This window comes from Pirellulales bacterium (assembly GCA_036490175.1).
GTDB lineage: Bacteria > Planctomycetota > Planctomycetia > Pirellulales > JACPPG01 > JACPPG01.
Window position 1 is genome coordinate 1 of record DASXEJ010000113.1, and the last position, 26,296, is coordinate 26,296.

Below are 26,296 nucleotides of genomic sequence, written 5' to 3' on the forward strand. Positions count from 1 at the left end.
TCGTTGGAAAACCAGCGGCCGTATCATCGACCATGCATGTTTGGCCCGGCCGCACGTCACGCACGTCGAGGCCTAAAAATGGCTCCGGCTGAAACCAATTTGGTCCCTGCATCGGTTCGTTGCCGCCCCGCTGCGATAGAAACACATACAATCGACCGTTGACCTTGCGCTCCCCCTGCCGATCGGGCAAGACGCTCTCGGCGGCTTTCACATCGAGCGTAACGCCGAAGGCCAGTTGATCAGCCCCGCGCGCCTGTGCAAGTGTTGCCGCGATGGCCCATACCATCACGGCCGTTCGCTTTAAAATACTACGCCGATTCATAATGGCTCGTGCGTCCGAAAGGGGACAAATCGTCCGGCAATGCAACGATTCTACTATGCGACCCAGCACCTTGCAGGTTTAGGCCCCCGGCGATAGCTTACGCGCTAGCTCGCGTCGGCCCCCTGAAATCGAACTAGTCAACCTGTAACCTCCCGCGATTCCTTCTCGTCAGAAATCCCATGTCCACGATTCGCGACATTCCTGAAGTGGCGGGCCTGGACGCACAGCGTGGCTTGATTCGCATTCCGCCTGAACTCGATGTGCCGCTAACGGATCGCGTACGGCAGATTCTCGACACCAAAGAGTTCCGTCGCCTGGCACGGATCAGTCAGCTGGGGCTGGTTTCGCTCGTGTATCCCGCCGCTATCCACACCCGCTTCGAACATTCGTTGGGAGTCTTTCGACTGGCGCTATTGTATTTGCGGCAGTTGGCCCATGACGAGCGTTTCGTCGAAGCGATTCGCCCAGCCGATGCCGAGATATTTATCGTCGCGGCACTCTTGCATGACCTGGGACACTGGCCCTTCTGCCATCCGATCGAGGACATCCGCCTGCCGGGCGTGCCAGACCACGAGATGTTCGCCAACAGCTTTTTGTTGGAAGGCGAAATCGCCGATGCACTGCGGACGGATTGGAACATCAACCCTCGCGACGTCGTGGCGCTACTTAGCGGCAAGCCGCGTGATGCCAAATCGCGCATCCTGCGAAGCATGCTCTCTGGCCCCATCGATATCGACAAGATGGACTACCTGGGGCGCGACAGCTTACACGCGGGGGTGCCGTATGGCCGGCACTTCGATCAGGGACGTCTACTGGCCAGCCTGTGCTTGAACATGGCCGGCGACGGATTGGCGATCATCGATAAGGGAAAAACGGCCGCCGAGATGATGGTCTTCGCCCGCTATGTTATGTTCAGCGAGGTGTACTGGCACCACGCCGTGCGGTCTGCCACGGCGATGCTGCAACGCGCTTTTTACCTCGTACACCATGACCTCGATCTCGATGCGCTGCTTCGTCTATCCGAAGCGCCGCTAATAGCCGCGCTCGACGCCGCGGCCGGACAGGGGCCCGCGCGCGAACTCTTGGCAGGGCTGTTTGGCCCCACGCGACGGCTTTATAAGCGTGTCGACCAATACAGCTTTTTCGAGCGCCGCGATTTGTACGACCGCCTGGCCCATCAACCCTATCCTTGGCTGGTGGCATGTGCCGAGCAGTTCGCCGGTCTGGCCAGCGCGGCGGTGGGTCGCGTGATAGCGCCGCACGAAGTGCTTTTCGATGCGCCCCCCGTGGCCCGCGAAGTCGAGTTCAATATCGAAATCTACTTTCCCAAGCGGCAGCATTACCGCACGCTGGGAGAGGTGTCGCCAATGATCCGTGCCCTGGCCCGTGAGCAATTTGACGACTATGTCAAGCGTGTGCGAATCTTCGCCCACGCACGCGTCGCCAGCGAGCTGCGTGATCTACCGAATCTTCCGGCCCTGGTCGAACAGGCTGTCGACCGTACAGGATAACGTGCCGATTCTCCCAGGCACCGCAGCCTGGGAGCAATAACAGGGCAGCGCTCCTCGGTGCCATAGCGTGGGTAAAGTCGAACGTCCTAGGGCGTGTTCGGCTCAGACGGCAGCAGCGCCCGCAGGGCTTCGCGCAGGTCGCGGCGTGTCGGTTGTGTGTATTCGATATCGAACCACAGGACCTTGCCCGTCGAATCCAGCAAGTAAGTACGCGGCAGCTTAGCCGTCGCCACGCGGGCAAAGTACGAACCGTCCGAGTCCAGGAGTACGGGGAACGACGCCCCTTGCTCGGCGCAGATCTTGGTCGCTTCCGCGACCGCGTTGCGCTCGCAAATCCCCACCACGCGCACGCCCAGGGGAGCCAATGGGCTGGCAATTTTGCTGGCCAGATCACGGATCTCTGCCACCGCGTGACGATTATCGCTCGTCCAGAAGAACACCACCGTCAACCGGTCCCCAAGCAGCTTGGCCAGATCCTGCTCTTGGTCATTCAGGTCCTTCAAGCGGACGTCGGGCATCATGTCGCCAACATTGACAAGGCAGGTGTCGGCGTGCTGCTTCGAGAGAACCACTTCCTGAACCTGTGGTGCATTCGTGTCGAGCGGACCAACCGAAAGAATTCCACGATCGGCCGCAGGCGCCTCGGAAACGACCACCTGGGCTTGCGGTTCAGGTGTCGGGGCTGCTTCCTCGGGATTCGCAGGCGGCGCGGGCGGCTTAGTGGGTTTTGCATTCTCAGCGTCGGCCTTCCTGGCGACTGGCTTATCGGCCGTGCGCCTCTCGACCGTGGGCTTCTCGGCCGTTGTTCGTGCATTGGCAGCTTCGCCGTTCGACGAGCTTTTTTCGCACCCAGTACTGGCCGTAAGGACCGCCGCGGCCATGACCACACCGAGGATCAACTTGCTTTGAAAAATCATCTTTTGCCTCTTATCCGCAACGGCGCCCACACTTAGTTTCCCGTCCTGTTTTCCGGAGTCAACGGTTGATTTTGATCGACAGCTCGCGTAGTTGCTTGGCGTCCACGGCGCTCGGCGCGCCGGTCATCAAGTCGCTGGCTTTCTGTGTCTTGGGGAATGCGATAACGTCGCGAATGCTATCAACGCCGCCGAACAACATCACCAGCCGGTCGATTCCCAGCGCGATGCCACCGTGCGGCGGCGCACCGAATTGCAGCGCATCAAGCAGGAAGCCAAATCGCTCCTGTGCGCTTTCACTGTCGATGCCCAGTAGCCCAAAGACTTGGCTTTGCAATGCTTGATCATGAATACGAATCGTACCGCCGCCGGCTTCAAGGCCATTGATAACCAGGTCGTACGCCTGTGCGCGGCACTGACCAGGATCGGTGGCGAGCAACTCGCGATCTTGCGCTCGCGGCGCCGTAAACGGATGGTGCATCGCGGCCCAGCCTTGCGATTCCTGGTCGAAGGCGAACATTGGAAACTCGACGACCCAGGAAAAGTGCATCGTCCCCGGCTTGTACAGCTGGAGCTGCTCGCCTAGCCGTTTGCGCAGTCCGTAAAGCGCCTTGCAGGTCACTTCAAAGTCGTCCGCCACGATCAGCAAAAAATCTCCTGGTGCGGCCTGCATGCGCTCACCGATTTTGGCCAGCAGTGCTGCGTCGAAATTCTTAGCTACGGGCGAGGCCAATGTGCCGTCGGTTTCGACCTTGAACCAGACCAAGCCTTTGGCGCCAAAATCGTGTATTACGTATTCGGTCAGCTCGTCGATTCCCTTGCGCGAATAGCTGGCGGCGCCTCCTTTGGCGTTCAGTCCGCGAACGCGCTTGCCGCCCTCGGCGGCGGCGCGGAAGACACGAAACTCGGCTTGCGCGGCCAAATCGGTGAGGTCGACGATTTGCAAATCGAATCGCAAGTCTGGCGCGTCATGGCCGTAGCGCTCCATCGCTTCGTCGTAGGTCATGCGCGGCAGCGGCAACGTTACCTCAATGCCCAGCAATTGTTTTGCCAGCCGCGCCACTAGCCCATCCATGATGCCGATCACGTCTTCGCTGTCGACAAACGACATTTCAAGGTCGAGCTGCGTGAACTCGGGCTGGCGGTCAGCCCGCAAGTCTTCGTCGCGAAAGCAACGAGCCACCTGAACGTAGCGATCGTAACCGGCCACCATGAGAATCTGCTTGTATAGTTGCGGCGATTGCGGCAACGCGTAAAACTCGCCCGGATGCACGCGACTGGGCACCAAATAATCGCGGGCTCCCTCGGGCGTGCTGCGACCGAGCACCGGCGTCTCGACCTCGACGAAGCCATGCTCGTCGCAGTAATCCCGCATCATCTTGATGAGCCGATGACGCAACAGCAGAATGCGTTGCATGTCGGGCCGGCGCAAGTCGAGATAACGATACTTCAGCCGCACGTCCTCGCCCGGCAATTCCGCCGCACCAGGCTGTAAGGGGGGGGTCTGGCTGCGATTTAATACTTCGAGTTTGATCGCCCGCAGCTCGATTTCCCCGGTAGCCAATTTTGGATTGGTCGTTCCCTCTGGACGATGGGCCACTTTGCCAGTGACGCGAATCACCCATTCGGTACGCAATCCTCGGGCCAGTTCCTGAATCTCGGAGCCGGCTTCGGGAGCGAATACGACTTGCGCCAGCCCATACCGGTCGCGCAGGTCGACGAACAGCACCCCCTTATGGTCGCGGTAACTGTCGACCCAGCCACAAAGGGTCACGTCCTGGCCGAGATTCGTGGCCCGCAACTCGCCGCAGGTATGGGTACGCAACACCGCAAAGTCCTCACTGGCATAGGCTAAGGATCAAATCGATCGCTTATCTTAGACGGACACGCCGTGATGCGAAAGGTGACCGGCAGCGGCTCGACATATTGCTCGCAACACTTGGCAACAAGATTGCGAGTCCCGCGAGCGAACACGCTAGGCAAGGTCTCTTCAAAGGGTCCTAACGGCTCCCCAATTGCCTGTACCCCTTTTTCTTGCGTCGCCAGCAGGCCACGATTAAGCTACGTCTGAACGGGGCCCTCTCTCGTCCCAAAGGGCGAGGATATTGTGGGACTCGACGATCATTCCGGCACGCAGCCCTAGAGCATGCTACTGAGCTGCCTCTAAATCCAAACGCCACTGCTGTCTGACTTAAAGTACGGACGGCCCTCTTCGTTTGGTCCAAACCCTATCGCCTTCGCACGCAACGCGCCGTCGTTGCGTTCCGTTTCGCGCTAAGGGATTTGCCAGGAATTGCAACTTTACTCGCACCACCGACACCGATCAGTGCAATCCTAGATTCATCAACTTCGAAAAAACCTAGTCACAGGGCAGCGCATGACCATCACGCCATTTTCAGCCCGTTGTACCAGCAAGCTTGTACGAACATTTTCCCTCGGCTTTTGTCTATTCATTGCCCTTGCACTTTTGCGGCCAACGCAACTGCACGCTGATGTCCGAACAGGGCTCAGCACGGTGGCGCTGTCGCGTATGGCTGCGCCCGGTGTTAGCGGTGCGACTTTTCTGGATCTCACCCTCTCGAGTCCTACGATCGGTGTAACGGGCACAGTCGCTTTTCCGGCGATACTCACGGGCTCTAACACCGGAACGGGAATATATGCAGGCAATTCACCTACGAACTTATCCCTTGTCGCTCTGCAATTTGCCGCCGCTCCTGGAACATCCGATGGGACGTTTTACTCGGGGTCGACGAGCCCACCTATCAATGCGCTCAACGAAATCGCCGCGACGGGTTACCTCAACATTTCCGGGGACGTGACATCATCGAACTCCGAAGGGGTCTGGGTTGGCCATCCATCGGTCGACACTCTGGTCTGGCGGCAAGGATCCCCGGCGCCCCTTCCTGGCGGTCTGTTTTATGGGCCCATAAGCAACACCTTTTCGGGGTACACGCCAGTCCTGAATGTTCAGGGGCAGATCGGTTTCCAAACCGGTTTACAGAATAGCTCGGGAGCAGTTGTCAGCGGCACTGTCGATTGGGTCACTCAAGGCCCACAGGTGTTTGCAGTAGCGCAAACGGGTGGACCCGCCGTTGGACTGCCACCCGGTGCAACGTTGACGGCATTGGGCACTCCTGGTCTCAACGATAGTGGTACCGTCGTTTATTCCGGTTCCTTCCAAAGCCCGCTCGGCCCCATCAGCAGCGGGACAGGTATTTGGGCTGCCAATCCAGCTTTCACCGCGCCCATCGCATTGACCGGGCAAATCGCGCCGGGCGTCGGGCCAGCGGCCGCGACGTTTCAAACGCTCGGCTTCCGTCAAACCGTGTACGGTACCAGTGCTCACCTGAATGCCACGGGGCAGACAATCTTTTTCGGCACCGTTTCGGGAGCAGGAATTATCCCGGGCACCAATGATCACGGTGTCTGGATTGGCGGCAATGGCTTAACCGCGCTGATTGCCCGCCAGGGGGATGCCGCCCCGGGCCTGGCGCCGGGAACGACCTTCGCGTCGTTTACCGATAGCGGGCTGGGAAATGGATTGTCGAGCGCTGTGTTGGCCACGGTTAACGGCCCAGGCATAACCGCGGCGAACAACACGGGAATTTGGGCCGGCGTCCCGGGCAATCTTCACCTGGTGCTGCGCAATGGCGATTCGGTCCCGGACGGCACGAGCGGGCCCCTCCCCGTGGCGGGACTCACGCATTTTACGATGAATGCGCCGGGCGAATTCATTACCCAGCTGTCGAACTCTGCCATAGTAGGCGAAAATCAACTGGGACAACTGGTCGTAGTTGCTCGCCCTGGCGATTCCATCCAGGTGGCACCGGGCGACTTTCGCACGATAACCACGATTGTGTCGGTACTTGGTGGCGAAGTTGGTAGCGGGGCCACGGCGCTAAACGACTGGGGTCAGGTTACGTTCACGGCCAAGTTCGCCGATGGGTCATCGGGAACGTTCGTCTCGAACGCATTGGCCGTGCCGGAACCGGCGACTTGCGTGCTTACAGTGCTTGGTGTGCTCGCGCTCGTTCCACGGTGCTGGCTTCGTCGACGAAGGGGCGCCTGATCAACTCGCGGCGAGGTCAATGATGCGCGCCGCGACATCTCGGGCCTGATCTTCCTCGTTTCGTGAAACAACTCGGCATTCGCTTAAACTGCGAAACCAGGTGAGTTGCCGGCGGGCAAAGGCGCGTGTCCGATTTTGTACCAGCACGACAGTCTCTGCCAGCGACTGTGCGCCGCCCAGAGAATCGATCACTTCGCGGTAGCCGAGTGCTTGTCGCGCGGTATGGCTAAGGGGATCGATACCTTCTGGCAGCGCGGGACGTTTGGCCAGCAATCCTCGCACTTCCGCGACCAGGCCGGCTGCAAACATGGCATCGACGCGCGTGTTGATGCGCCGATAAAGGACATCGCGCGGCCAATCAAGCACGTACACTCGGCAGTCGTCAGCCGGACGCGCCTTGTCGAACTGTTGTTGCAGCATGCTGATCGGCCGGCCTGTCTTTTCGTACACTTCGAGAACCCGCACTAGGCGTTTGGTGTCTTGGGCGTGTAACCGGCCAGCCGCAACGGGATCGATGGCACGTACCTGCTCGTGCAACCATTCGTTGCCGCGTTTCTGGGACTCGGCGGTGACCCGCTCGCGGAATTCCCAGTCGGCAGCAGGTCCCTCGAACATGCCACGCAACAAGGCCTTCAAATAGAGGGGCGTTCCACCAACGAACACGGGTACCCGGCCTCGCGACAGAATCTCGGCCGTACACTGTTCGGCCGCAGTGACAAAATCGGCGAGGCTGAAACTTTCGTGCGGTTCGATGATATCGATCAGATGATGCGGCACCTCGGCCCGCTCGGCCGCTGTGGGCTTGGCAGTGCCAATGTCCATGCCGCGATACAAGGCCATCGAATCGAGCGATACGATCTCGCCCCCCAGACGTAGCGCCAGTTCGATACCCACCGCGCTTTTACCAGCCGCGGTAGGGCCCGTCAGAAACCAGCAGTCGGCAACGTAGGGAAATGACACTTCAATAGCTTCGGTATTAAAGAGACGGCGGGGCCGAAAACGGCATGCCGAGGGCCGGTACGCGTGCTCACCCCCGATTGCCTGCCACGGCCCTGCGGCTTACAGTGGACCGCTTATCCCCCTAGTGGAGAACCGTGCGGTGAGTGATTCTGAAACGATCCTAGCACGACTGATGTCCGTGATCGAGGATCGCCGCGCGCACCCCAACACACGGTCGTACACGGTCACGCTGCTGACGGCCGGGGTTGAAAAAATCGGCGCAAAAATCTGCGAAGAGGCAGCCGAAGTCGTCGACGCGGCCCGCAAAGCGGATACTCCTGAAGGCCGTGCCCACCTCGTTTACGAAGCGGCCGACCTGATTTATCACCTGTTTGTCATGCTAGGATTCCATCAGATCCAACTGGCCGAGGTCGAAGCCGAGCTGGCACGCCGCTTCGGTATCTCGGGCCTGGACGAAAAGGCCGCCCGCCCTCCCAAGGAAAACTCCGGCTCATGACGAATCTACGCGTTGGCATTCCCAGCAAGGGCCGACTTTCGGAATTGGCCGGCGAGCTGCTCAAAGAGGCAGGGCTGAACTACCGCCGGCCGGACCGCAGCCTGTTCGCGCGCTGCCGCGACGTGCCAATCGACGTGACGTTTCTACGTACCGAGGACATTCCCGTGCTCTGTGCCGAAGGCGCCATCGACATGGGGCTAACCGGCAGCGATCTGGTTGCCGAACATCGGGCCGACGTGTTGGAACGGTTGCCGCTCGACGTGGGACATTGTCGGCTAGCGATTTGCGTGCCCGAAAACGGAGACGTGCGACGCCCGCAAGACCTGGCCAAGCGTCGCATCGCGACCAGCTTCCCCAATACGACGCAGGAATATCTCAGCAAGCATCAGACCGAGGCGCACCTGGTACCACTGTCTGGCTCGGTCGAAGTGATGATCGCCTTGGGCGTTGCGGATGCGATTGTCGACCTGGTGGAAACGGGCAGCACCCTGGCCGCCAACGGACTGACGATTCTCGACGAAATCGGCCGCTATCAGACCGTGCTTATCCAAAATCGCGACCGCCGTCACCCAGAGCTTGCCGACCGCGTCGTGCGCCGGCTCGAAGGAGTCGTGATCGCTCGCAGCTATTCGCTGCTGGAGTACAACGTGCCGCGCGGCAAGCTAACCGAGGCCGAGAAGATCACGCCCGGCTTCAACTCGCCAACGGTCAGCGCGCTCGAGGACGCCAATTGGTGCGCGGTGCGCGTCATGGTGCGACGTGGCGAAGTGATCGGCATTATGGAACAGCTCGAGGCCCTCGGCGCAAGCGCGATCCTGGAAACGCGGATCACAAACTGCCGCCTCTAACGAGCGTGCCACGATGGTATGTTTCGACCACAGGCAATCCCGATGCCCAGAGCAGTTCGTGCGGATCGCCCGTTTCGCCCGCGGGTATGGCAACCATAGTCAGATTGGCCAGTTTACCCACGTCAAGCGTACCGGCATCAGCATGACAACCGAGCGCTTTCGCCCCTGCAAGCGTCCCCAGGCGCAATACTTCGGCCGGGGCTATGGTCGGAAACTTCCGGGCGACAAATCTCATCTCGGCCAGAATGCTCAAGTCGGGATTCGACGCGCGACTGTCAGTCCCCAAGGCTACCGAAGCCCCCAGCGCCAGCAATCGCGCTAGCGGATAACGATCGTGCTCGAAGTAAGCATGGGTGCGCGGGCAATACACAACGCTCGTTCGCTCCGAGTTGATGGCGAGAAACTCTAGCTCATCCGGCTCGAGGTAGTTGCCGTGGATCACCAACGATCGCGGAGCTTCGACAAGTAACTGTAGAAAGGCCAGCGGCCGAGTGCCGGGCGGAATGGCCGCCGGATCCCAAGCACCAAGTTCTTCCAGCATCGCCCGAAATGGGCCGCTGCCAGACGAGAGCAACTCCAGCTCTTCGCGTGACTCGGCAAGGTGCATCGCCACAGGCATCTGATTGGCGGTCGCCAGCCGGATCAAACCCACGACTAGTTCGGGATGTACCGAGTAGGGGGCATGTGGGCTGATTCCTCCCTGCCATCTGGAGGCATCTCGGGCACGGGCGACGAATTGCTCAGCATCTTCAAGTCGCTCGACCACGCGTTCGGCTCGCAAGCCGAGGAGTTCGTAGAACGCAATCACGTCGAATGGGGCGGCGGCCAATGCCGTCTCTGTCCAGCCGGCGGTCGCGATCTCGCCCAACGTTGTCGTACCGGATTGCCAGGACTCGGTCACGCCAAGCGCGATTGAGGCGACCGGATAGTTGGTCGACATTCGCCGCGAGGCAACGACGCCCCGAATCCAATCCGGTAGCGACATGCCGGCGTGTCCCAGCGGCCGCTCGTAATGACTGAATTCCAGATGCGTGTGCGCGTTAACCAATCCGGGCAGAATCGCGACGTCCCCCAGGTCCACCGCATCGGCGCGCGGATGCGGCTCGACCGCGACGATGCGATCGCCCTGAACCGTCACGCAGCCGCCGTGCAGGGGTGGACCGGAAACCGGAAATACCCAGCGGGCGGTGAACGAACGATCGGAAATGCTGCCGCAAGCCATTGATGTCATCCTTGCCGAATGATCCACCCCCTCTTGGAGAGGATAGAGTGCAAGCACGGATGGATGCAACGGGTGAAGCCAATCTGCCCTCGGAAGCCACTCACAATCATCAACGCGACTTCACTGAAAATATCCAGCTGGCGGTTCAGCTCAGATCGAGACTCAGCATATATTCGTCGAGCTGTTTTTGCTGCTCATTGACCTGGCCATCTAGATCCTTGATCGATGCCCGCGAGTTCTCGATCTGATCTTCCTGCTCGCTAAACTTTTTGACGTAACGATTGTAGAGTTCGTTGTTACGATCCAGCCGAGACATGTTTTCGCGAATCCTTGTTTGCTCTTGCGTAATGGCATTGATGGTCTGCTCCTCCCCCTGTCGTTTGGTCGTAAGCGACTGAATCTGTTGTTTGCGCTTCACGACCTCGGAGAGTGCCTTCTTCACCGCGTCGCTGACGGCACTCGATCGTTCGTAAAAGCTGATCACGTCGTCGGTGAGGTTCGTAATCACGACCTGTTGCGAAACCGTCTGCTCTTCGACGAGCTTCAGCGTAGCTGGCTTGCCCGGTTCGGCCATCACGACAAAGCGATAGAGATCGCGGGTTTTTTCCTCCGCCTTCTGCGGCTCGATTAGCTTCCAATTCGCGTCGTACGGATACTCGATCAGCACCTTCCGTTCGTGCTTGGCGGAATTTTTTACCGTATAGCTTTGCGTCCGCTGGTGCTTGCGCGTCGAAATGACCGTTCCCTTGGCGATCTTGACGCTGGTAAGTTGCTCGGGCGCGCTCTTGGACTCGGGCGATACTTCCACATCCAGATCCAGCGCGTAGCTAATGAGCCGTTCGCTGCCGGGAGGCAAATCCTCGATGCGCGCGTCGCCCGCGAACGCATTGTCGTCAAAAACCGTGATCGGCCCCTGCAACAAATGTAAATCGGTCGTGTTCTTCAACCGCACGCCATTCAGCGGATGCTTGGGCTGCACTGCCGGGTTATAGATCGAGAGCTTCTCGCCCTGCACCGCGCTATTGATGATCGGCAGCATCGCCGATTGCTGGCGCGGCAGTGTGACGGGCGATTCGATTACATATTGAAACAACTCACCAACATCACCTGCCTGCGCAGCGGCATTGACGCCGCGGGAAAGGTTTATGACCTCATTGTATGAGACTGGTCCCTGCTGCGGATCCTGGACCTGAACCGCCTCACCTGCTGCCTGCTGTTGTTGGCCATTTAGCGCAAAGTATTCCGCCGAAGGCGCGCCGCCCATCATGCCACCACCCATTCCTCCGCCCATGCCTCCGAGCATGCGGCGCTGATAACCCTGCCCCGGCAATTGCTTTCCGGAAAAGTTCAAGTCCCTTCTTGCCAAATCCTGCCCATAGACTTGCGGCCGCAGTGAGGCGAACTGCTCGGGCTCAACAAGTGGTCTCGGCACATACAGCGGTTGATACAAGTTCATGATAAACGAGATCGGTCGGCCGCTGACCAACGTCAACGACACGTCCTGCCAGTCCCCTTCGGTGGGATTCTCGACCAACGCCCAACCCTGCAAGAACGGCGGATTCTTGTCCGAGAGGACCAGGCGATAGGTGGTGCGCCAGATGGGCGATTGCTGAATGTAGCCGACGCTCACCGGCCGCTTGCCTGTTCCTTCAAAGGCGAGCGTAACCGTTTTCTTGTCGGTGGCATGGCCGAGGGCTAGCACGCTTAGCGCCTGCCGCAATTCGGCATCTAATTTTGGCTCGACTAGTTTCACGCGTGTGATCGTCGGCATCGCGAAGCTGCGCAGACCGGTGTCGGTGAGCAGGTTTAAGAATTCGGTCTCGTTGACGCGGTCCTTGTCGCCTACCTGCTGCTGACGCGTTTCCACGCCCAGGATTGTGCCCGTGATCCGGTTGGGTGCCTCGATCTCGACCTTTTCACCGCGTACCTGGTCCAACAGGTCGGCCATCGTGGGATTATCTGTCAGATCGATGGCAAACGTCTTCAATGTCTTGGTGATCGGATCCATCGAGCTATAAGTCACGTTGGAAATCTTGCCGCCCGCCAGGTCCTGCAGAACCATGCTCTTCAGCAGGTCGTTGATGTCGCTGACGTTGAACTTTAGATCGACTTTGGCATTGCCATCGATTTCGGCGCGGCGCTCGTAGTAGCCAACTCCTGCGTTGTAGAGAACCACTTTCTTCAGTGGCAGCGGATCGTCCGCTTTTTCTTGCGCCCGCAGCGACGTCCCTATTCCCAAGGCGAGTGCGGCCGTGGCCAGATAGCTTGCCAAACTCAAGCGAAGCGTGCGGCGTGCGATCATGATGGAAATCCTTTGCGCTAAGAGCCAGAGACCGGCTGCCGACGGCGTTCCGGAGCCATCGGCCTTCTAGAAGGGAAAAGCAGGGCGCGTCGGGCCAAAGGCGTCCTGCGCCTGCAACCCATCTGCCGAGTTCCGCCCACGGTATTTAAGTCTAGCCCTTTCGACGCTGAGGGGTCCGCAAAAGTTCCCGTCCGAAAAAAATCGGTATAGCTTTTCAGACCCTGTGGTGAGACGCCCGGGGATCGTCTACCAGGAATGCTTGGGCTCTACGCGCCAATCGTTTCTGCCGTGCATTGAGCGTTACTGCTGGTCATCGGGTACTAGGGATTACACCTGCCGGTGGCTTTGGTAACATGGCCGCTGAGCACGCCCGAATTCACAATCCATTAAACGAGGTTTCGATATGGTTCTGACCCCGAGCACCATGCTGCCATTGGGCACGAAAGCGCCGACCTTTTCGCTCCCCGACACAAATGGCAAGACCGTTTCGCTGGCAGACTTTTCTGGCAAGCCGGCGCTGTTGGTGATCTTCATGTGCAACCACTGTCCCTATGTAAAGCACGTGGCGGCCGGGCTTGCGCAGCTGGGCAAAGATTACCAGGCGCGTGGAGTGGCCGTCGTCGGCATCAGCTCGAACGACGTGAAGAAACATCCGGACGATTCGCCCGCCAAGATGGCCGAAGAAGCCAAGGCCCGCGGCTACACATTTCCGTACCTGTACGACGAGTCGCAGAAGGTTGCCCAAGCGTACCACGCCGCCTGCACGCCAGACTTCTACGTCTTCGACAGCAAGCAAGCGCTCGTGTACCGCGGGCAAATGGATGCCAGCCGCCCCGACAGCGGCATTCCGGTAACCGGCCAGGACCTGCGTGCGGCGCTCGACGCTGCGCTAGCCGGCAAGGCCCCCGCCGCAGAACAGAAGCCCAGCATCGGCTGCAACATCAAATGGACGCCAGGCAACGAGCCGGATTACTTTAAGTAGGTAATCTCATGTTGGAAGCGATTGCGCAATGTCGCACACACATCGCACCCTGACGATTGTCGTTGCTACCGCCAGGCGAGCGCCGCATCACCTACGCAACTCTTCGTCTTCCTCGGCCTGCACGTCGCGCTGAATGGCTGGGCCTAGCCACCAGCCCCATACGATGTAATGGGCTCCAAAGAGCAGAAACAGGCCGCCGCCGACGATCACAGCGGGGCCAATCATACCGAGCGAGAGGACGTACAGCCCGATCAGGCATATGCCGATCACGATCACAGTCAGCGTGGCCGCGAGGACCGAATGCCAGACACGCGGCTTTTCATCCGACATAGGTCACGTCCCTTGGCAGTCTGCGCGGACCCCGAATTCGCAATGTCCTCGCATTCGATGAATTCGAGACGTGAATCGCACTACTCACTAGTCGACGAACTCCGGCTCGATCAGTTGCGGAATCACTCCGGCGGCATGGCCACGCGCTAATAGCTCCCGCACGGCCTGGCGGCCGCGCGGTCCAAAATCGAGCGTCCAGTCATTGACGTACATACCGACAAAGGTGTCGGCCTTGCTGCGATCGAGGTCGCGACCATATTGCAACGCATAGTCGAGCGCCTCCTGGCGATGCGCCAAACCGTAACCGATGCTCTCTTTGAGCAACCGGTTTACGTCGCGCATCACGTCCATGCCTAGATCCTTGCGAATGGCGTTCGCCCCCAGGGGCAGCGGCAGCCCGGTCTCGTCAAACCACCACTGCCCTAGATCTACCGAGAGCTGCAACTTGCGCTCGCCGTAGGTCAATTGCCCTTCGTGAATGATCAACCCAGCCTCGATCGCCTGGCCGGCGAATTGCCCAGCTTCCACGGCATCGAGAATCTGATCAAACGGCACCACAACGTGCGAGAAGTCTTTTCCGAGGCACATTCGCAGCGCCAGATAAGCCGTGGTGAGCGTACCCGGCACGGCAATGGTCTTTCCGCGGAGCTCTTCGAGCGAATGCTTTTGCTTGGCGACTACCATCGGACCGTAGCGATCCCCCATGCTGGCTCCGCACGGACAGAGGGCATAGATGTCTGTCAGATAGGCGTAGCCGTGCAGGCTCACAGCGGTCAGCTCGAGCTCGCCCGAAAAGGCCCGACGGTTGAGCGTCTCGATGTCAACGAGCTCGTGACGAAACTCGTAGTCTCCGGTGTCGATCTTGTCGTTCGCCAAGGCATGGAACATAAACGCATCGTCAGGGTCAGGGCTGTGGCCGACGCGAATAACATGTTTCGTGGTGGTCAAGTCTGGCTCTCCGAAGGCACTATTGCGGCGCGTTTCCGCTCGATTCATGTCGCTGAATGATAGAAGTCCGGCGGCCGATCGTCAATTTGGTCTAGTTCTCCAGCAAACCGCACGCGGTAAGCGAGATTAACTCACTCGTTGTGCGTCCTGATCCTTTGCGGCGCGACCTAACACGCCCATCGAGCGCTCTGATGGGCGGCACAGTATTATGGCCTTCTTCATGGGCCCCAGCGTCCAACGGTCGCATCCACGGAACGAAAGAAAGAGATGATCCCATATTGTTTGCCGCCGGCAATGTACGTTTCGCTAGCCGGCTTTGTCACCATCGCCAGTCTCGGCGAGTTGGCCATCCTTTGCGGCCGACCCTGGCTCTTTCCCTCGCTCGGTCCGACGGCCTTTTTGATGTTCTACGCGCCGTTGTCGGACACGGCGAGCCCGCGTCATACTATCTGCGGGAACGGGATTGGCATTGCTTGTGGTTGGCTGGCACTGTGGATCACGGGGCTGACGATGGCTGGCCCTGTCGACCCGACCACGATGGGGCACGCCCGCGTGTTGGCCGCCGCCTTGGCATTGTCGGCCACCGGCGGATTTATGGTACTAACGCGCAACGTGCATCCACCGGCGGGAGCAACGACGCTCATCATCGCCTTGGGCCTGATCACGCGCGCCGAGGATCTGATCCTCATCGAATTGGCGATCGTTGTGCTAGTGTTCGAGGCGCTGATCATCAACCGACTGGCGGGGATCGCTTACCCCATTTGGAACCCTAGACGAATCAATCTATAGTTTCCCACCGTGTGCTGTTACCAAAGCTAGAAGCCCAACAAGACTTCGTTGTTTTCGGCGGCCTCTGCCGACATGCCTTGGAATGGTACGAGTCGTCATAAGATCCCGTTAGGCGGCTGCCGACGGGCTGGCTAGCGCGGCATCCCTGGCATGTCGGACGATGCTGCCGGCAGTGGCGGCGCCGGCGGCAGTTGGAAGGGTGCCGGCGGCGGTCCAACCGTTACCGATTGCTGACCGATCGGCGCTGAAAACTGTCCGCCCATTGGCGAGGCAAATGATGCGCTTGGTCCCGCGGCGTTGAATCCTGCTTGCACGTTGGGCATGCCGCTCGATACTGCTGATGAAATAGGATTCGACAACGGCGTAGGTTCGAAGCTGTTGGGTGCGCCACCGCCCACGTGGCCGTTCATACCCGTAGGACTCGGCCAGGCGGGCGCCATTCCCCCCGGACTTGCCAGACTGCCCGTCGGAGGAAGCGCTGACCCGTGCGCCTCAGCTTCAGGCGTTGCACAGATTCCTGTCATGGTGCGACCCGGGTCCAGAGGCGAGTTTGCTGATGTCAGTGCCGAACCACCTTCCGACGAGGACGGCGTGGCGCCAGCCGGTAGTGATCGCATCGTCCCGGAGGGCACTTCACTGCTCGGACCAGGCAGCAGTAGAGGTTCCGGCGCGCCTGGCTGGTGGTTTTCGATCGGCCCGGGCGCGGCGTTCGGCCCGTGCCCATCGGCCGGCACATGACCGTTCGATGGCGCGCCAGCCGGTGTTCCCGCTGCCCCCGGCACTACCTCGCCCGCAGCCGGCCCGCTGACAACGGGATGACCGGTAGCGATGGCATCTTTGCCTTCGACCATCACGGCCGGCGGAAACTGCTGCTGGCGGTAAATGCCCGTGCTCACCAGCGGTCCCTGCGGCAGGATATAACTCATCCGCAAAGCACGCGAACGAAGTGAGTCACGCCGCGCGGCATCGTCATAGGCTTTGCCGGGCCAGGGGCCTTCTGCCATGTTGATGCCATTGTTCTCGAGTAGCGTATTGCTCTCGAACATCACGTTCTTGACCGCCAGAGTATATTCCACCATCGAACGCGCATATCGGCTATCGGCATCGGCCAGGCGGCGCTGCGATTCGACTAGGTCCAGCAGCGACGCTGTATCGGCCTCGAACGCTGCCTGCACAGCCGCCATTTGCTGTGCGGCCGCCACGCGGCGGTTGTAATTCGTTTGCGCGACGATGAACGACCGATCGACGTCTCCCACCACGTTGCTCAGATCGTGAACGACTTGCAGTTCCATCTCGCGCAGGATCGCACGTTCGCGGGCCAGTATCAGCTGTGCATTACGCACCGCAGCATGCCCCTGCCGAAAGCCGATCGGCATGTCGAATTGTGCGCCCAGCTGCCACTCTTGAAACTGGCCGCTGGTCAGCGTTTGAAAGGCGTTGTTGAATTGAGGGTTGTCGCCGTAGCCGATCAATGTGTGGCCGAGGCCGCGCCAGCGGTACAACCCCTCGGCATCCAAGCGGGGTAATAGGAAATTGCGCGCGGCGATCAGCTCCAACTCGCGACGTTTAACGAACGAGCGTTGCCGCCGTAACTCGGCGCGCCGCGCCAGCGATTCGGTCGTCAGTTGGTCCCAGTCGAAGGCCACTTTGGCTTGCAGCGGTTCTTCTGCCGGACGAATCAGACGTGGGTCGTTCGGCGGCAGACCCATCGTCAATCGCAGACGACGTTCGGTGACATACACGCCGGGATTGGCGCGGAAAGTGCCGCCGCTCGAGCCGTTATTGGTGCGCGTGCCGTCGAACAATCGGCCGGTGAGGGCGTCTTCGACTTCGGCCTGGAAGAAGTAATACTGGTCGCGGGCTTGCGCCTCTTTGTCTGCTTCGCCGCCACGGCGGCCGGTAGTGAACAACGCGTGAATCCGTCGCCATGTTTCCAGTGCGCTATCGCGGGCCACGATTTTGGCGTGCAAATCACGATAGGCAAAGTACAAGTCCCAATATGCGTTCTCGACGTTGCTGATCAGGTTGCGAACCCCCAGCTCGAACTCGGCGAGGCTGATGTCCGTGTTGATCCGCGCGATCAACACGCCGCTGGCCTGCCCAACAGTTCCGTTCGGACCGGCGATGCGGTTGTAGAGTACGCCCGCGCCTTGCAAGAGGGGCTGGCGCACTTCGGCCTCGATGTTGGTATCCCAGGCACTTGGAAACAAATTGGCCGGCGCGTTGTTGGCGTCGTAGACCGTGTTCTGACGTAAGAAGTACTGGCCGCCTGTCGCCGCACGCTTGGCAAGTTGCACCTGGTATTGGTTCAAGTCCTGCTGGAAGAGTCTCGTACCGCCGCCGAAGAACGAGTTGTTCAACGCGCGGTGGTTGTTTTGCCAGTTGCCCGTGGCCGAGAGATCGGCATCGAACTGCGAAAGCGCCGCCTCGACGCCAACGTTCGGATCTGTTTCGGCGATGGCTGGCCCCTGAACCGTACGCACGATTTGCGGGTTAGTCAGGACTTGCCCGCCCAAATCGCGCAGCACGGGCGAGTTCTTCAGCGCCAATTGCAGCGCCTCCTCCAGTTTCAGGTCCCAGTACTGCGGCGGGCCTTCGCGTATCACGTGCGGTGCGAACGACGAAAAGTCGTCCTTTCGTTCGGGGACCGGCTCGTTGGGGTACTCCATCTCCAAGGCGACATGCTTGTAGTGCGCCGCATCGGGTAAACCTTGCACGGCCTTTTTCGAGGGCTGAAACGAACAGCCTGCGGCGCCCAACGCATACAGGGCCACCAAAGCCGGAGCCAAGTACGCCGCAGCCAGCCGTCGCGACCGAGGCGCGCAAGGGTGAAACACCCTCGGCCAGCAATCGGCAGAGGACCGCGAGCAAGCGAATTGCCGGGTCCGTGCGGACATGTACAAAGTCTTAAATGGCAGGCAGATAGATCGTCCCTAACAACGCCAATGCTGGGCTCGGCTACCACGGCGGCGACTCTTTTTGAGTGGCGCAGTAGCAGCCCCCGCCGCAGAGGGCGCCGCCCGTCGTGCTATAGATCGGCGCCCGCAAGCTTTTCCCAAACTATTTCTTCGTCATAACCGGAAAGTTTTGCATCTGTTCCGTAGCCGAGCCGCACTGTTTCGTGCTAGCAAGCGTGCCCAATGCACTGCGGCGATATACTGGGAAGAATGACCGCTGAACCGTTGCCTGCGGAATTCGCGACCGATACATCGACCTGGCAACATCTCGACGACCTGGTCGATGAGATCGCCGGTCTAGTGCGCTTGGGTCTGGTGCCCCGTGAATTCTGGCGTCGCCTGCTAGACCGCACGGTCCGAGCGCTTGCCGCCGTCGGCGGTAGCGTGTGGGTGCGCGGCGCCGATGGTCGCCTGGCTTTGGCCTGCCAGATAGAGCCAGATCACGCGCCCCAAAACGGCGGCTTCGAGATTGGCCGCCATCACGAGCGTTTACTGGCGCATGTCGCTGAAACGAAGCTGGCACTTTCGCTGCCGCCGCGTAGCACTTCGTCGGGCGACTCGGGGGTCGACAACCCGACTCCACTTCTATTGCTTATCTCACCGGTGGTGTCCGACGAGGAAACTCGGGCGATCATCGAGATATTTCAGCGACCCACCGATACCCCGACTGCGCCGGAGGGATATCTGCGTTTTCTCACGGCCGTGTGCGAATTGGCGGCCGACTACGACCGGCAGCGCCAGCTGGCCGAACTGCGCCAGCGCGCCGGCACCCGAATCCAATTCGAGGATTTCACCCGCGCCATACACGGCAGCCTCGACACGCGTCGTGTGGCGTACACGGTCGCCAATGACGGTCGATCATTGATCGGCTGCGATCGCGTCAGCGTGGCGATGATGCACGGACGGCGTGCTAGACTCGCCAGCGTATCGGGCGTGGAGACATTGAACGCGCGAGCATCCTCGACGCGGAAACTCGAATGTTTGATCAGAGCCGTCGTCACAGTCGATGCGCCCCTGTCCTATCCCGACGAAACCGGCACGCTACCTCCTCAAATCGACGAGGCGCTACAAGCATACGTCGACGAGTCGCACGCGCGGCAGCTATGTGTGATTCCTTTGCACGCACCGGAGAAACCCGACGGTCAACAACAAGAATCGGTCGTCATTGGGGCGCTGGTTTGCGAATATTTTACGCCTTCGTTGGAAAGCGCCGCCGCGGAGCCGTTGATCGATGCCGTGGCCGCGCAAAGTGAGCTCGCGCTGGCTAATGCCTTGCAGTACGAAAGCGTCCCCCTGGCGCGGTTGTGGCGCAGCGTTACCAATGCGCGCTGGCTGGTGCGCGGTCGCACGTTGCCCAAGACTTTGCTGGTCGCCAGCGCGATCGCCGCAGCCGTGGCCGCGTTGGTCCTGGTGAAGATCGATTTCACGGTGGCTGGGCGAGGCGAACTGCTGCCCGAGCAACGCCGCGATGTGTTCGCGCCGGTCGATGGAGTGATTGCCGAGATTCGGGTCGCTCACGGCGATACGGTTGCAAAGGGGCAGCCACTGTTGATACTGCGACAGCCGCAGCTGGAATTGGAGCGTGCACGCGTCACGGGCGAGTTGCAAACTGCCCGCAAACGTCTGGCAGCCCTGCAGGCCTCGCGGTTTGGCGGCGCGGCGGCCTCGGCCGAGGCGCGGGACCAATACCACCAGCGCTCGGCCGAAGAAGAAGAGGTTAAAGAAGCACTCAAGGGGCTCGCGGAGCAGCTTTCGGCGCTCGATCGGCAACAGACACAGCTGACCGTGCAGAGCCCCATTGCGGGTCAGGTTTTGACTTGGGACGTTACGCAATTGCTGGAGTCGCGACCGGTCCAGCGTGGGCATTTACTCTTGAGTGTCGGCGACGCCGAAGGACCCTGGGAACTAGAAATGCGCGTCGACGACGATCGCATCGGTCACGTGCTGGACGCACGACGCGAAGCAGGTGAGTTTCTCGATGTATCTTACCGACTGGCCATGTCTCCGGATCGCGCTTACGAGGCGCAAGTCCGCGAGATTGCCATGACCACAGACGTGATCGATAACGCCGGCCCTCAGGTTTTGGTCACCGCATCGCTCGATCGTAATTCACTTCCACGGCTGCGGCCCGGTGCCAGCGTAATCGCCAAGATTCATTGTGGTCAGCGCTCGGTGGGATACGTCTGGCTGCACGATCTGTGGGATGCCGTGCGCACGCGTGTACTTTTCTAGAAAACGGCGCAGGGCGGAGAGCGATCGCGGCTCGGCGGCTGCGACCTTCCATAGTGCATCCTTCCTACGACACATGTTCTTAGATCAACTCTTCAACACTCAAAACCTATCGGTGCCGTGAGGCAGATCATGAAATGCTGCATCCCGCTCTGCCTGTTGGCTTTGGTTACGACCGCCGCCGCCTCGGAGGGCAGCCTTGAAGTGGAGCAGGCGCTCGTCACGTTGATCGAACAGGTTGACGTTCCGGCCCGTGAGGCTGGCGTCCTGGCCGCTGTCGAAGTGCGCGAAGGGCAGCTCGTTGCGGCAGGTGACCTGTTGGGCCGCATGGACGATTCTCAACCGCAGCTCACCAAAAAGAAGGCCGAAATCGAGCTGGATATTGCCAAGGTTGCGGCTGAAAACGACGTCGAAGTCCGCTTCGCTCAGAAATCGACCGAGGTCACGCGGGCCGAGTTGAAACGCGCCAGTGAGTCGATGGAAAAATATAATCGCAGCGTCTCGGCCACCGAGATCGACCGTTTGAAGCTCGAGGCCGAACGCGCGGCATTGCAAATCGAGCAAGCCCAGGAGGACCTTAAGGTCTCGAAATACACGGAGCGTCTCAAGCAAAACGAACTCGACTTCGCAATTTGGACGGTAGAGAAACTGCGCATCAAATCGCCTCTTGCCGGCATGGTCGTTGAAGTGAATCAACGGCCTGGCGAGTGGATCGAGCCAGGCGAGACTATGTTCCGCGTGGTGCGCATCGATCGACTGCGCGTCGAGGCTTTTCTAGACTCGCACGAGGCGGGCGATAATCTCGTGGGACGCGAGGTCACTTTGTCTGTCGAGCTACCCGGTCGAGACCAGGGCGAATTCTCCGGCAAGGTCGTGTTCGTAAGTCCCGAAGTTGACCCAGTCAATGGGCAGGTGCGCGTGTGGGCCGAGGTCGACAATCGACAGTCCCGTTTGCGGCCGGGACTGCACGGCACTCTCAAGATCGAGCCACTTGCGATCGACGCTCCGCGACCCTCACCGCCAGGCTAAGCCTGTCCGTACCTATCTGCGAACCGGTCCATGACGATCATCTCGGAAACTCCGACGGCATCGGCGAGTCGCCCGCTGGCGATGCGCATGCGGTCGGACCTGGTGATCGTGCCTCAAAAGATCGCCGGCCGACGTTATTGGGCTGTAAAAGACCCGATGGCATTGGCCTATTTTCGGCTCCGGGACGAAGAACTAGCCGTGCTGGAAATGCTCGACGGACAGGCATCCGCGGCCGAGATCGTGGCGCGGTTTGAACGCCGCTTTGCGCCGCGCCGGCTCACGCCGGAACGCCTGCACGCATTCATCGTGCGGTTGCATCGCGACGGTTTAGTTATCTCGGATGCACCCCGGCAGGGCGAGCAATTGCTGGAGCGAGCCGCGAAAGACCGTCGCCGCCGACGTGCCATGAGCGTGGCAAGTCTGTTGGCCATTCGGCTGCCCGGTGTGAGGCCCGCGCCGTTGTTAGATCGCCTGTATCCGCTGGCAAGGCTGTTACTGTCGCCACTCTTGGTGTCTTTGTGTTTGGCGCTCATCACGGCGGCGGTCGCGCTTGTTGCGACGCACTCTGCGCAGTTCGAGGCCAGGCTGCCGGACATGCCAGCTTATTTCACCGCGCGCAATGCGGTGCTGGTGCTGTTGGCCATCTCGCTTGTCAAAGTGCTGCATGAGTTGGGACACGCGCTGGTATGTAGGCACTTTGGCGGCGACTGTCACGAAGTCGGTCCGATGTTCCTGGTATTTGCTCCCTGCCTGTATTGCGATGTTTCTGACTCCTGGATGTTCAGCAGTCGGTTTCGCCGCGCCGCGGTCGCCGCCGCGGGCATCTATGTCGAGGCGTTACTGGCCGCACTGGCCACCTTCATCTGGTGGTTTAGCGAGCCCGGCTTGACGAGCGCGCTAGCGCTGAACGTAATGGTCGTATCCTCAGTGAGCACATTGTTGTTCAACGGAAATCCACTATTGCGCTACGACGGCTACTACGTGCTGTCGGATTTGATCGAAATTCCCAATCTGGCCGAGCAATCGAGCACCGCGTTGCGCGGCCTGCTATCCAGAGTCCTGCTCGGTCTGCACAGCGTTCCCGATCCGGATACCACTTCCTGGCGGCGGCTGTTCCTGGTGATTTATGGGGCCGCCTCGATCGTGTATCGCCTGGTACTCGTCGCTGTGCTGTTGTGGTTTTGCTATCGGGTGTTGGCGCCGTATCGACTAGAGATCCTGGCCGCGTTGCTCGCCGTCTCTGTGGTCGGCGGATTATTGGCCGGCCCGTTCACGCGTGGGCTGAGATTTGCACGCACGCCAACATCTCAAACCCGGGTGTCGCGCGGGCGCATGGCGCTGGTTGTCGTGCTCGGTTTGGTGCTGGCACTCGCCGCGGCAGCGTGGCCTTTGCCGGTACGCGTCACAGCCCCCGTGCTCATCGAGCCGCACGACGCGCGACGCGTCTACGTGACGGAGCCGGGCACACTCGAATTCGCAGCATCCGTCGGCCAAATCGTGCATGCTGGCCAAACTCTCGCAACATTGTCGAATCCCGATCTCGATCTGGAGATTGTCAAGCTCATCGCCGAGCGCAATCGCCAGCAATTGCGGCTCGAAAACCTGTCACGCCGCCGGGGCCAGGATCGCTCGGCGGCCGCCGAGATCCCAACGGCACGCGAGGCCCTGGCAGATCTCGAAGAGCGTCTAAGTCGACGTCGCGCCGACCATGAGCGTTTGACGCTCATTGCGCCGGTCGGCGGGACTGTGTTGCCGCCGGAGTGGAAGGATTCACCACAGATCACCGGTACATTGGCCTCATGGCAAGGCACACCACTGCTAACCCGCAATCAGGGGGCGCTGTTGGAAACGGGCACGCTATTCTGCCTGATCGGCGACCCTCATCAGGTCGAGGCCGTTGCCGTCGTCGACCAATCAGACGTCGAGCGGATTGCCGTCGGCCAACGCGCCGAGGTCAAGCTGGATCAGGCCGCGGGGGCCGTGCTGTGGGGCACAATCACAGAGATTGCCGAGATCGACGTGGATATCGCTCCGCGCCAACTGGCCAGTGGAAAGGACTTACCCACCCGCAAGGACAGCGCCGGAATGGCAAGGCCCCTCTCGGCGTCGTATCAAGTGCGCATCGAGCTTGATGCGACCGACCGGCCGCTCTTGTTGGGCGCGCCCGGCCGGGTGCGTATTCACGCGCCAGCGGAATCGCTGTTGGGACGGATCAACCGCTGGCTGCGTGGGACGTTTCACTTTCCCACCTGAGAACTTGCGCTTCGACATTTGTCACTAGGGGATCAGGAAGATCAAACCCGTGATAAACGCCGTCTCCACCAGCGTCGCGTCGAGACGCACGTCGGGCCAGTTGATCTGGTAGGGCGCCCGGCTGCCTGGTCTGTAATAGCCCAACGAGTAAATCGGCTCGTTCGGGCAATGGACCGTCATCATGTAGGGAAGCAGCGGAATCTTCACGAAGAACTGTGCCGCGGATACGAACGGTTGACCAAGCGGTCCCCACGTGTATCCATAACGTTCGAGATTCGGCTGCTCGAAGTACAACGGCCGGTTGAAGAACGCCGGCGATTCCCAATGGTAAACGTAGTCGATCGGCTCGCGTCGGAACTCCGTCGAACCGAATTCTGCTTCCAAAGTGCGGATCGGATTTGTTTCCTTCGGCACCTGACCGGCTGACGGCAAAATGTTGATCGTCAATGCACCGATGGGCGTAATGGCCGTGTTGCCGTAATTCGGCGCGGGCACAGCTTGCATTGCCGAGCCGCCCGGTGGAATCGCTTCCGTTGGCGGCGGCAGGGGGATCGGTTGCACTACCGGCGCACGCGGTGCGTCAGGCTGTTTGAGCGACGCAAACGCCACGAATTCCGTCGTACGCGGCACAATAGGTGCGATCGGTTGGGCCTCGGGCAGTCCGCACACCATGGTTGGTGGGAGCGGTCCACGGGGCGCAGGTTGCGTTACCACGGAATCGGCGCACAGTCGGTTTGCCGGCAGTGGGCCAAATCCGACCGCCGCAACGATGCACGCGATGATGGTGCGGCGGGAGACACACGCGCGCGGTCCAACGCGCCAGGTTGATGACACCGAGAGCCGGTGCTTTGCCGCCACGCTATTGGCCTGCTGGTCGGGCGTTGCCCGTTCCGCAACGAAATTCTGGTTTTGGCGGTCTGCATCCATGCTGGTAACGTATGCGCGTTGTGAAGGCGGTAGGGGTTCTATCGACCAGAAGATCGGCATATCTGCATAACGATTGGGCCAATCTGATCCAGGCCCGTCGGCTCTACCCCCCTGTGCTGCCATATACGCCACGCGGTGCAGCTGCCACCGTGGCCATTTTCCCACGCGAAAATATGCCGCGAAGTCCCATATCCCCCCGAATGGTCAATGCGCGCGACTCGCAACGGAAGCTCGTCAAATCAAGGGTTTTACGCGCAGCGAAAAGTTTGACAGTTACCGCAATTCGTCGTGATAATCGGGTCTAGGTCGTGCTTGGGGGACCTGGAGCTTCGGCCACAGGGTCTGGTAGCCTGTTTTCGAACGCGTGACGGGTGCTTTTCCAACTGTTGATCCTCGCATTGTGGCCCGGTGGTCGACGGCAGCCACGCCGCCAATTTCCACGCGTCAACATGAGTGACCGCTTCGGGTCCAGAAGAACATTCCGACCGTCTTGCAACAGAGAAGTGACACACGGCATGCAACTTCGGTCGCTCTGGAAGCTACTGGTCACTGGTGACGCAGCCGCGCGAGCGCGTAACGCGCGCCAGCATATCCACGACGAGTTGTTTCCTCTTCTCACCCTGACGCGGCTCGAAGAGCGGCGTCTACTCAACGCCGCACCCGTTGCTGTCGTCGCCCCACCACCGGCAAAGGACGATGCCGCCGCAGCGCATCCCACGGCAAAATCGCCAGCCGCGAACAGTGCGGGCACCGACATCGCAAACTTAGCCATCACGATGTATGGGGGGCCGTTCAAAGGGACCTTGACCGAGGCAATGCAGCCGCCGGCGTCGCACGCCACATCCGCACACAACGCCGAAAGTTTAGCGCCAGCGTCCGAGACATCAGTTAGTGTCACTACGGAGAATGCTGGAATTGCGAGCGGGGTTTCGGATAGCGCCGCGGCACTGGTGATTGGCGACCCGAGCCTGCCAGTCGATCAGCCCCCGGTGAACACGGTGCCGGGGCCGCAGACAACAAACGAAGACACGCCACTGGTGATCGGTGGACTGTCCGTCGCCGACCCAGATTCGGGCACGTCGCCGATCAACACGCTGTTCCAGGTCAACCAAGGGGTATTGAATATCGATACCTCGATGCCCGGCACGATTGTCTTGCCGGGTGGCACCGTCCAACTGGGCAACGGCGCCGTGGTCGTCGGCAACGGC

General features: G+C 60.3%; 20 protein-coding genes. 10 read left to right on the plus strand and 10 right to left on the minus strand.

All coding sequences use genetic code 11. The features are described 5' to 3' along the window. Positions 1-322, minus strand: a 322-nt coding sequence (locus VGG64_08015) for a hypothetical protein (protein HEY1599531.1), incomplete at its 3' end; no start/stop codon positions are given. A gap of 179 nt (positions 323-501) precedes the next feature. Here VGG64_08015 and VGG64_08020 point away from each other — a divergent pair. After that, positions 502-1,833, plus strand: a complete 1,332-nt coding sequence (locus VGG64_08020; GenBank protein HEY1599532.1) for an HD domain-containing protein — start codon at positions 502-504, stop codon at positions 1,831-1,833. Between the two features lie 86 nt (positions 1,834-1,919). On the opposite strand, the gene VGG64_08025 is transcribed toward VGG64_08020, so the two are convergent. Further along, complete coding sequence (locus VGG64_08025; protein ID HEY1599533.1) at positions 1,920-2,750, minus strand: TlpA disulfide reductase family protein; 831 nt, start codon at positions 2,748-2,750, stop codon at positions 1,920-1,922. A 58-nt stretch (positions 2,751-2,808) separates the two neighbouring features. Continuing rightward, positions 2,809-4,575 carry an aspartate--tRNA ligase gene (aspS, locus tag VGG64_08030; GenBank protein HEY1599534.1) on the minus strand — a complete coding sequence of 589 codons (1,767 nt, stop codon included), beginning with the start codon at positions 4,573-4,575 and terminating at the stop codon, positions 2,809-2,811. Positions 4,576-5,277: 702 nt separating this feature from the next. On the opposite strand from aspS, the gene VGG64_08035 reads away from it, so the two are divergent. After that, positions 5,278-6,816 carry a choice-of-anchor tandem repeat NxxGxxAF-containing protein gene (locus VGG64_08035; protein HEY1599535.1) on the plus strand — a complete coding sequence of 513 codons (1,539 nt, stop codon included), beginning with the start codon at positions 5,278-5,280 and terminating at the stop codon, positions 6,814-6,816. Here VGG64_08035 and miaA read toward each other — a convergent pair whose 3' ends face one another. After that, on the minus strand, positions 6,817-7,776 hold the full coding sequence (miaA, locus tag VGG64_08040) for a tRNA (adenosine(37)-N6)-dimethylallyltransferase MiaA (protein HEY1599536.1): 960 nt from the start codon (positions 7,774-7,776) through the stop codon (positions 6,817-6,819). A gap of 139 nt (positions 7,777-7,915) precedes the next feature. On the opposite strand from miaA, the gene VGG64_08045 reads away from it, so the two are divergent. Together VGG64_08045 and hisG are read left to right on the plus strand one after the other, a co-directional pair. Continuing rightward, positions 7,916-8,272, plus strand: coding sequence for a phosphoribosyl-ATP diphosphatase (locus VGG64_08045; protein HEY1599537.1), 357 nt, complete (start codon positions 7,916-7,918; stop codon positions 8,270-8,272). After that, positions 8,269-9,120, plus strand: a complete 852-nt coding sequence (hisG, locus tag VGG64_08050) for an ATP phosphoribosyltransferase (GenBank protein HEY1599538.1) — start codon at positions 8,269-8,271, stop codon at positions 9,118-9,120. Before VGG64_08045 ends, hisG begins: the two co-directional genes overlap by 4 nt. On the opposite strand, the gene VGG64_08055 is transcribed toward hisG, so the two are convergent. After that, entirely contained in the window at positions 9,101-10,342 is a 1,242-nt protein-coding gene (locus VGG64_08055) for an amidohydrolase family protein (GenBank protein HEY1599539.1), read from the minus strand. The genes hisG and VGG64_08055 overlap by 20 nt on opposite strands. Positions 10,343-10,487: 145 nt before the next feature. Continuing rightward, entirely contained in the window at positions 10,488-12,644 is a 2,157-nt protein-coding gene (locus VGG64_08060) for a hypothetical protein (GenBank protein ID HEY1599540.1), read from the minus strand. A gap of 403 nt (positions 12,645-13,047) precedes the next feature. On the opposite strand from VGG64_08060, the gene VGG64_08065 reads away from it, so the two are divergent. After that, positions 13,048-13,626: a thioredoxin family protein gene (locus tag VGG64_08065; GenBank protein HEY1599541.1), complete on the plus strand. Its 579-nt coding sequence runs from the start codon at positions 13,048-13,050 to the stop codon at positions 13,624-13,626. Between the two features lie 87 nt (positions 13,627-13,713). On the opposite strand, the gene VGG64_08070 is transcribed toward VGG64_08065, so the two are convergent. Together VGG64_08070 and VGG64_08075 are read right to left on the minus strand one after the other, a co-directional pair. Further along, on the minus strand, positions 13,714-13,956 hold the full coding sequence (locus tag VGG64_08070; protein HEY1599542.1) for a hypothetical protein: 243 nt from the start codon (positions 13,954-13,956) through the stop codon (positions 13,714-13,716). An 87-nt stretch (positions 13,957-14,043) separates the two neighbouring features. Continuing rightward, positions 14,044-14,904 (minus strand): MqnA/MqnD/SBP family protein, encoded by an 861-nt coding sequence (locus VGG64_08075; GenBank protein ID HEY1599543.1) that lies wholly within the window; start codon positions 14,902-14,904, stop codon positions 14,044-14,046. A gap of 267 nt (positions 14,905-15,171) precedes the next feature. On the opposite strand from VGG64_08075, the gene VGG64_08080 reads away from it, so the two are divergent. After that, entirely contained in the window at positions 15,172-15,693 is a 522-nt protein-coding gene (locus tag VGG64_08080) for an HPP family protein (protein ID HEY1599544.1), read from the plus strand. 131 nt (positions 15,694-15,824) lie between these two features. Here the strand turns inward: VGG64_08080 and VGG64_08085 are convergent, their stop codons facing one another. Continuing rightward, positions 15,825-18,410 carry a TolC family protein gene (locus VGG64_08085; GenBank protein HEY1599545.1) on the minus strand — a complete coding sequence of 862 codons (2,586 nt, stop codon included), beginning with the start codon at positions 18,408-18,410 and terminating at the stop codon, positions 15,825-15,827. A 450-nt stretch (positions 18,411-18,860) separates the two neighbouring features. On the opposite strand from VGG64_08085, the gene VGG64_08090 reads away from it, so the two are divergent. The 3 genes from VGG64_08090 (at position 18,861) to VGG64_08100 (ending at position 24,161) form a co-directional block, all read left to right on the plus strand. Continuing rightward, on the plus strand, positions 18,861-20,882 hold the full coding sequence (locus VGG64_08090; GenBank protein HEY1599546.1) for a biotin/lipoyl-binding protein: 2,022 nt from the start codon (positions 18,861-18,863) through the stop codon (positions 20,880-20,882). Between the two features lie 129 nt (positions 20,883-21,011). Continuing rightward, the gene (locus VGG64_08095) at positions 21,012-21,908 is read left to right on the plus strand and encodes an HlyD family efflux transporter periplasmic adaptor subunit (protein ID HEY1599547.1); all 897 of its coding nucleotides are present in this window, start codon (positions 21,012-21,014) and stop codon (positions 21,906-21,908) included. Positions 21,909-21,938: 30 nt separating this feature from the next. Continuing rightward, positions 21,939-24,161, plus strand: coding sequence for an HlyD family efflux transporter periplasmic adaptor subunit (locus VGG64_08100; GenBank protein ID HEY1599548.1), 2,223 nt, complete (start codon positions 21,939-21,941; stop codon positions 24,159-24,161). Between the two features lie 24 nt (positions 24,162-24,185). Here VGG64_08100 and VGG64_08105 read toward each other — a convergent pair whose 3' ends face one another. Then, a complete protein-coding gene (locus VGG64_08105; protein ID HEY1599549.1) occupies positions 24,186-24,833 on the minus strand; it encodes a hypothetical protein in 648 nt (215 codons plus the stop codon). Positions 24,834-25,603: 770 nt separating this feature from the next. Between VGG64_08105 and VGG64_08110 the strand changes: the two genes are divergently transcribed. Continuing rightward, a partial coding sequence (locus VGG64_08110; GenBank protein ID HEY1599550.1) for a hypothetical protein occupies positions 25,604-26,296 on the plus strand: 693 nt, incomplete at its 3' end.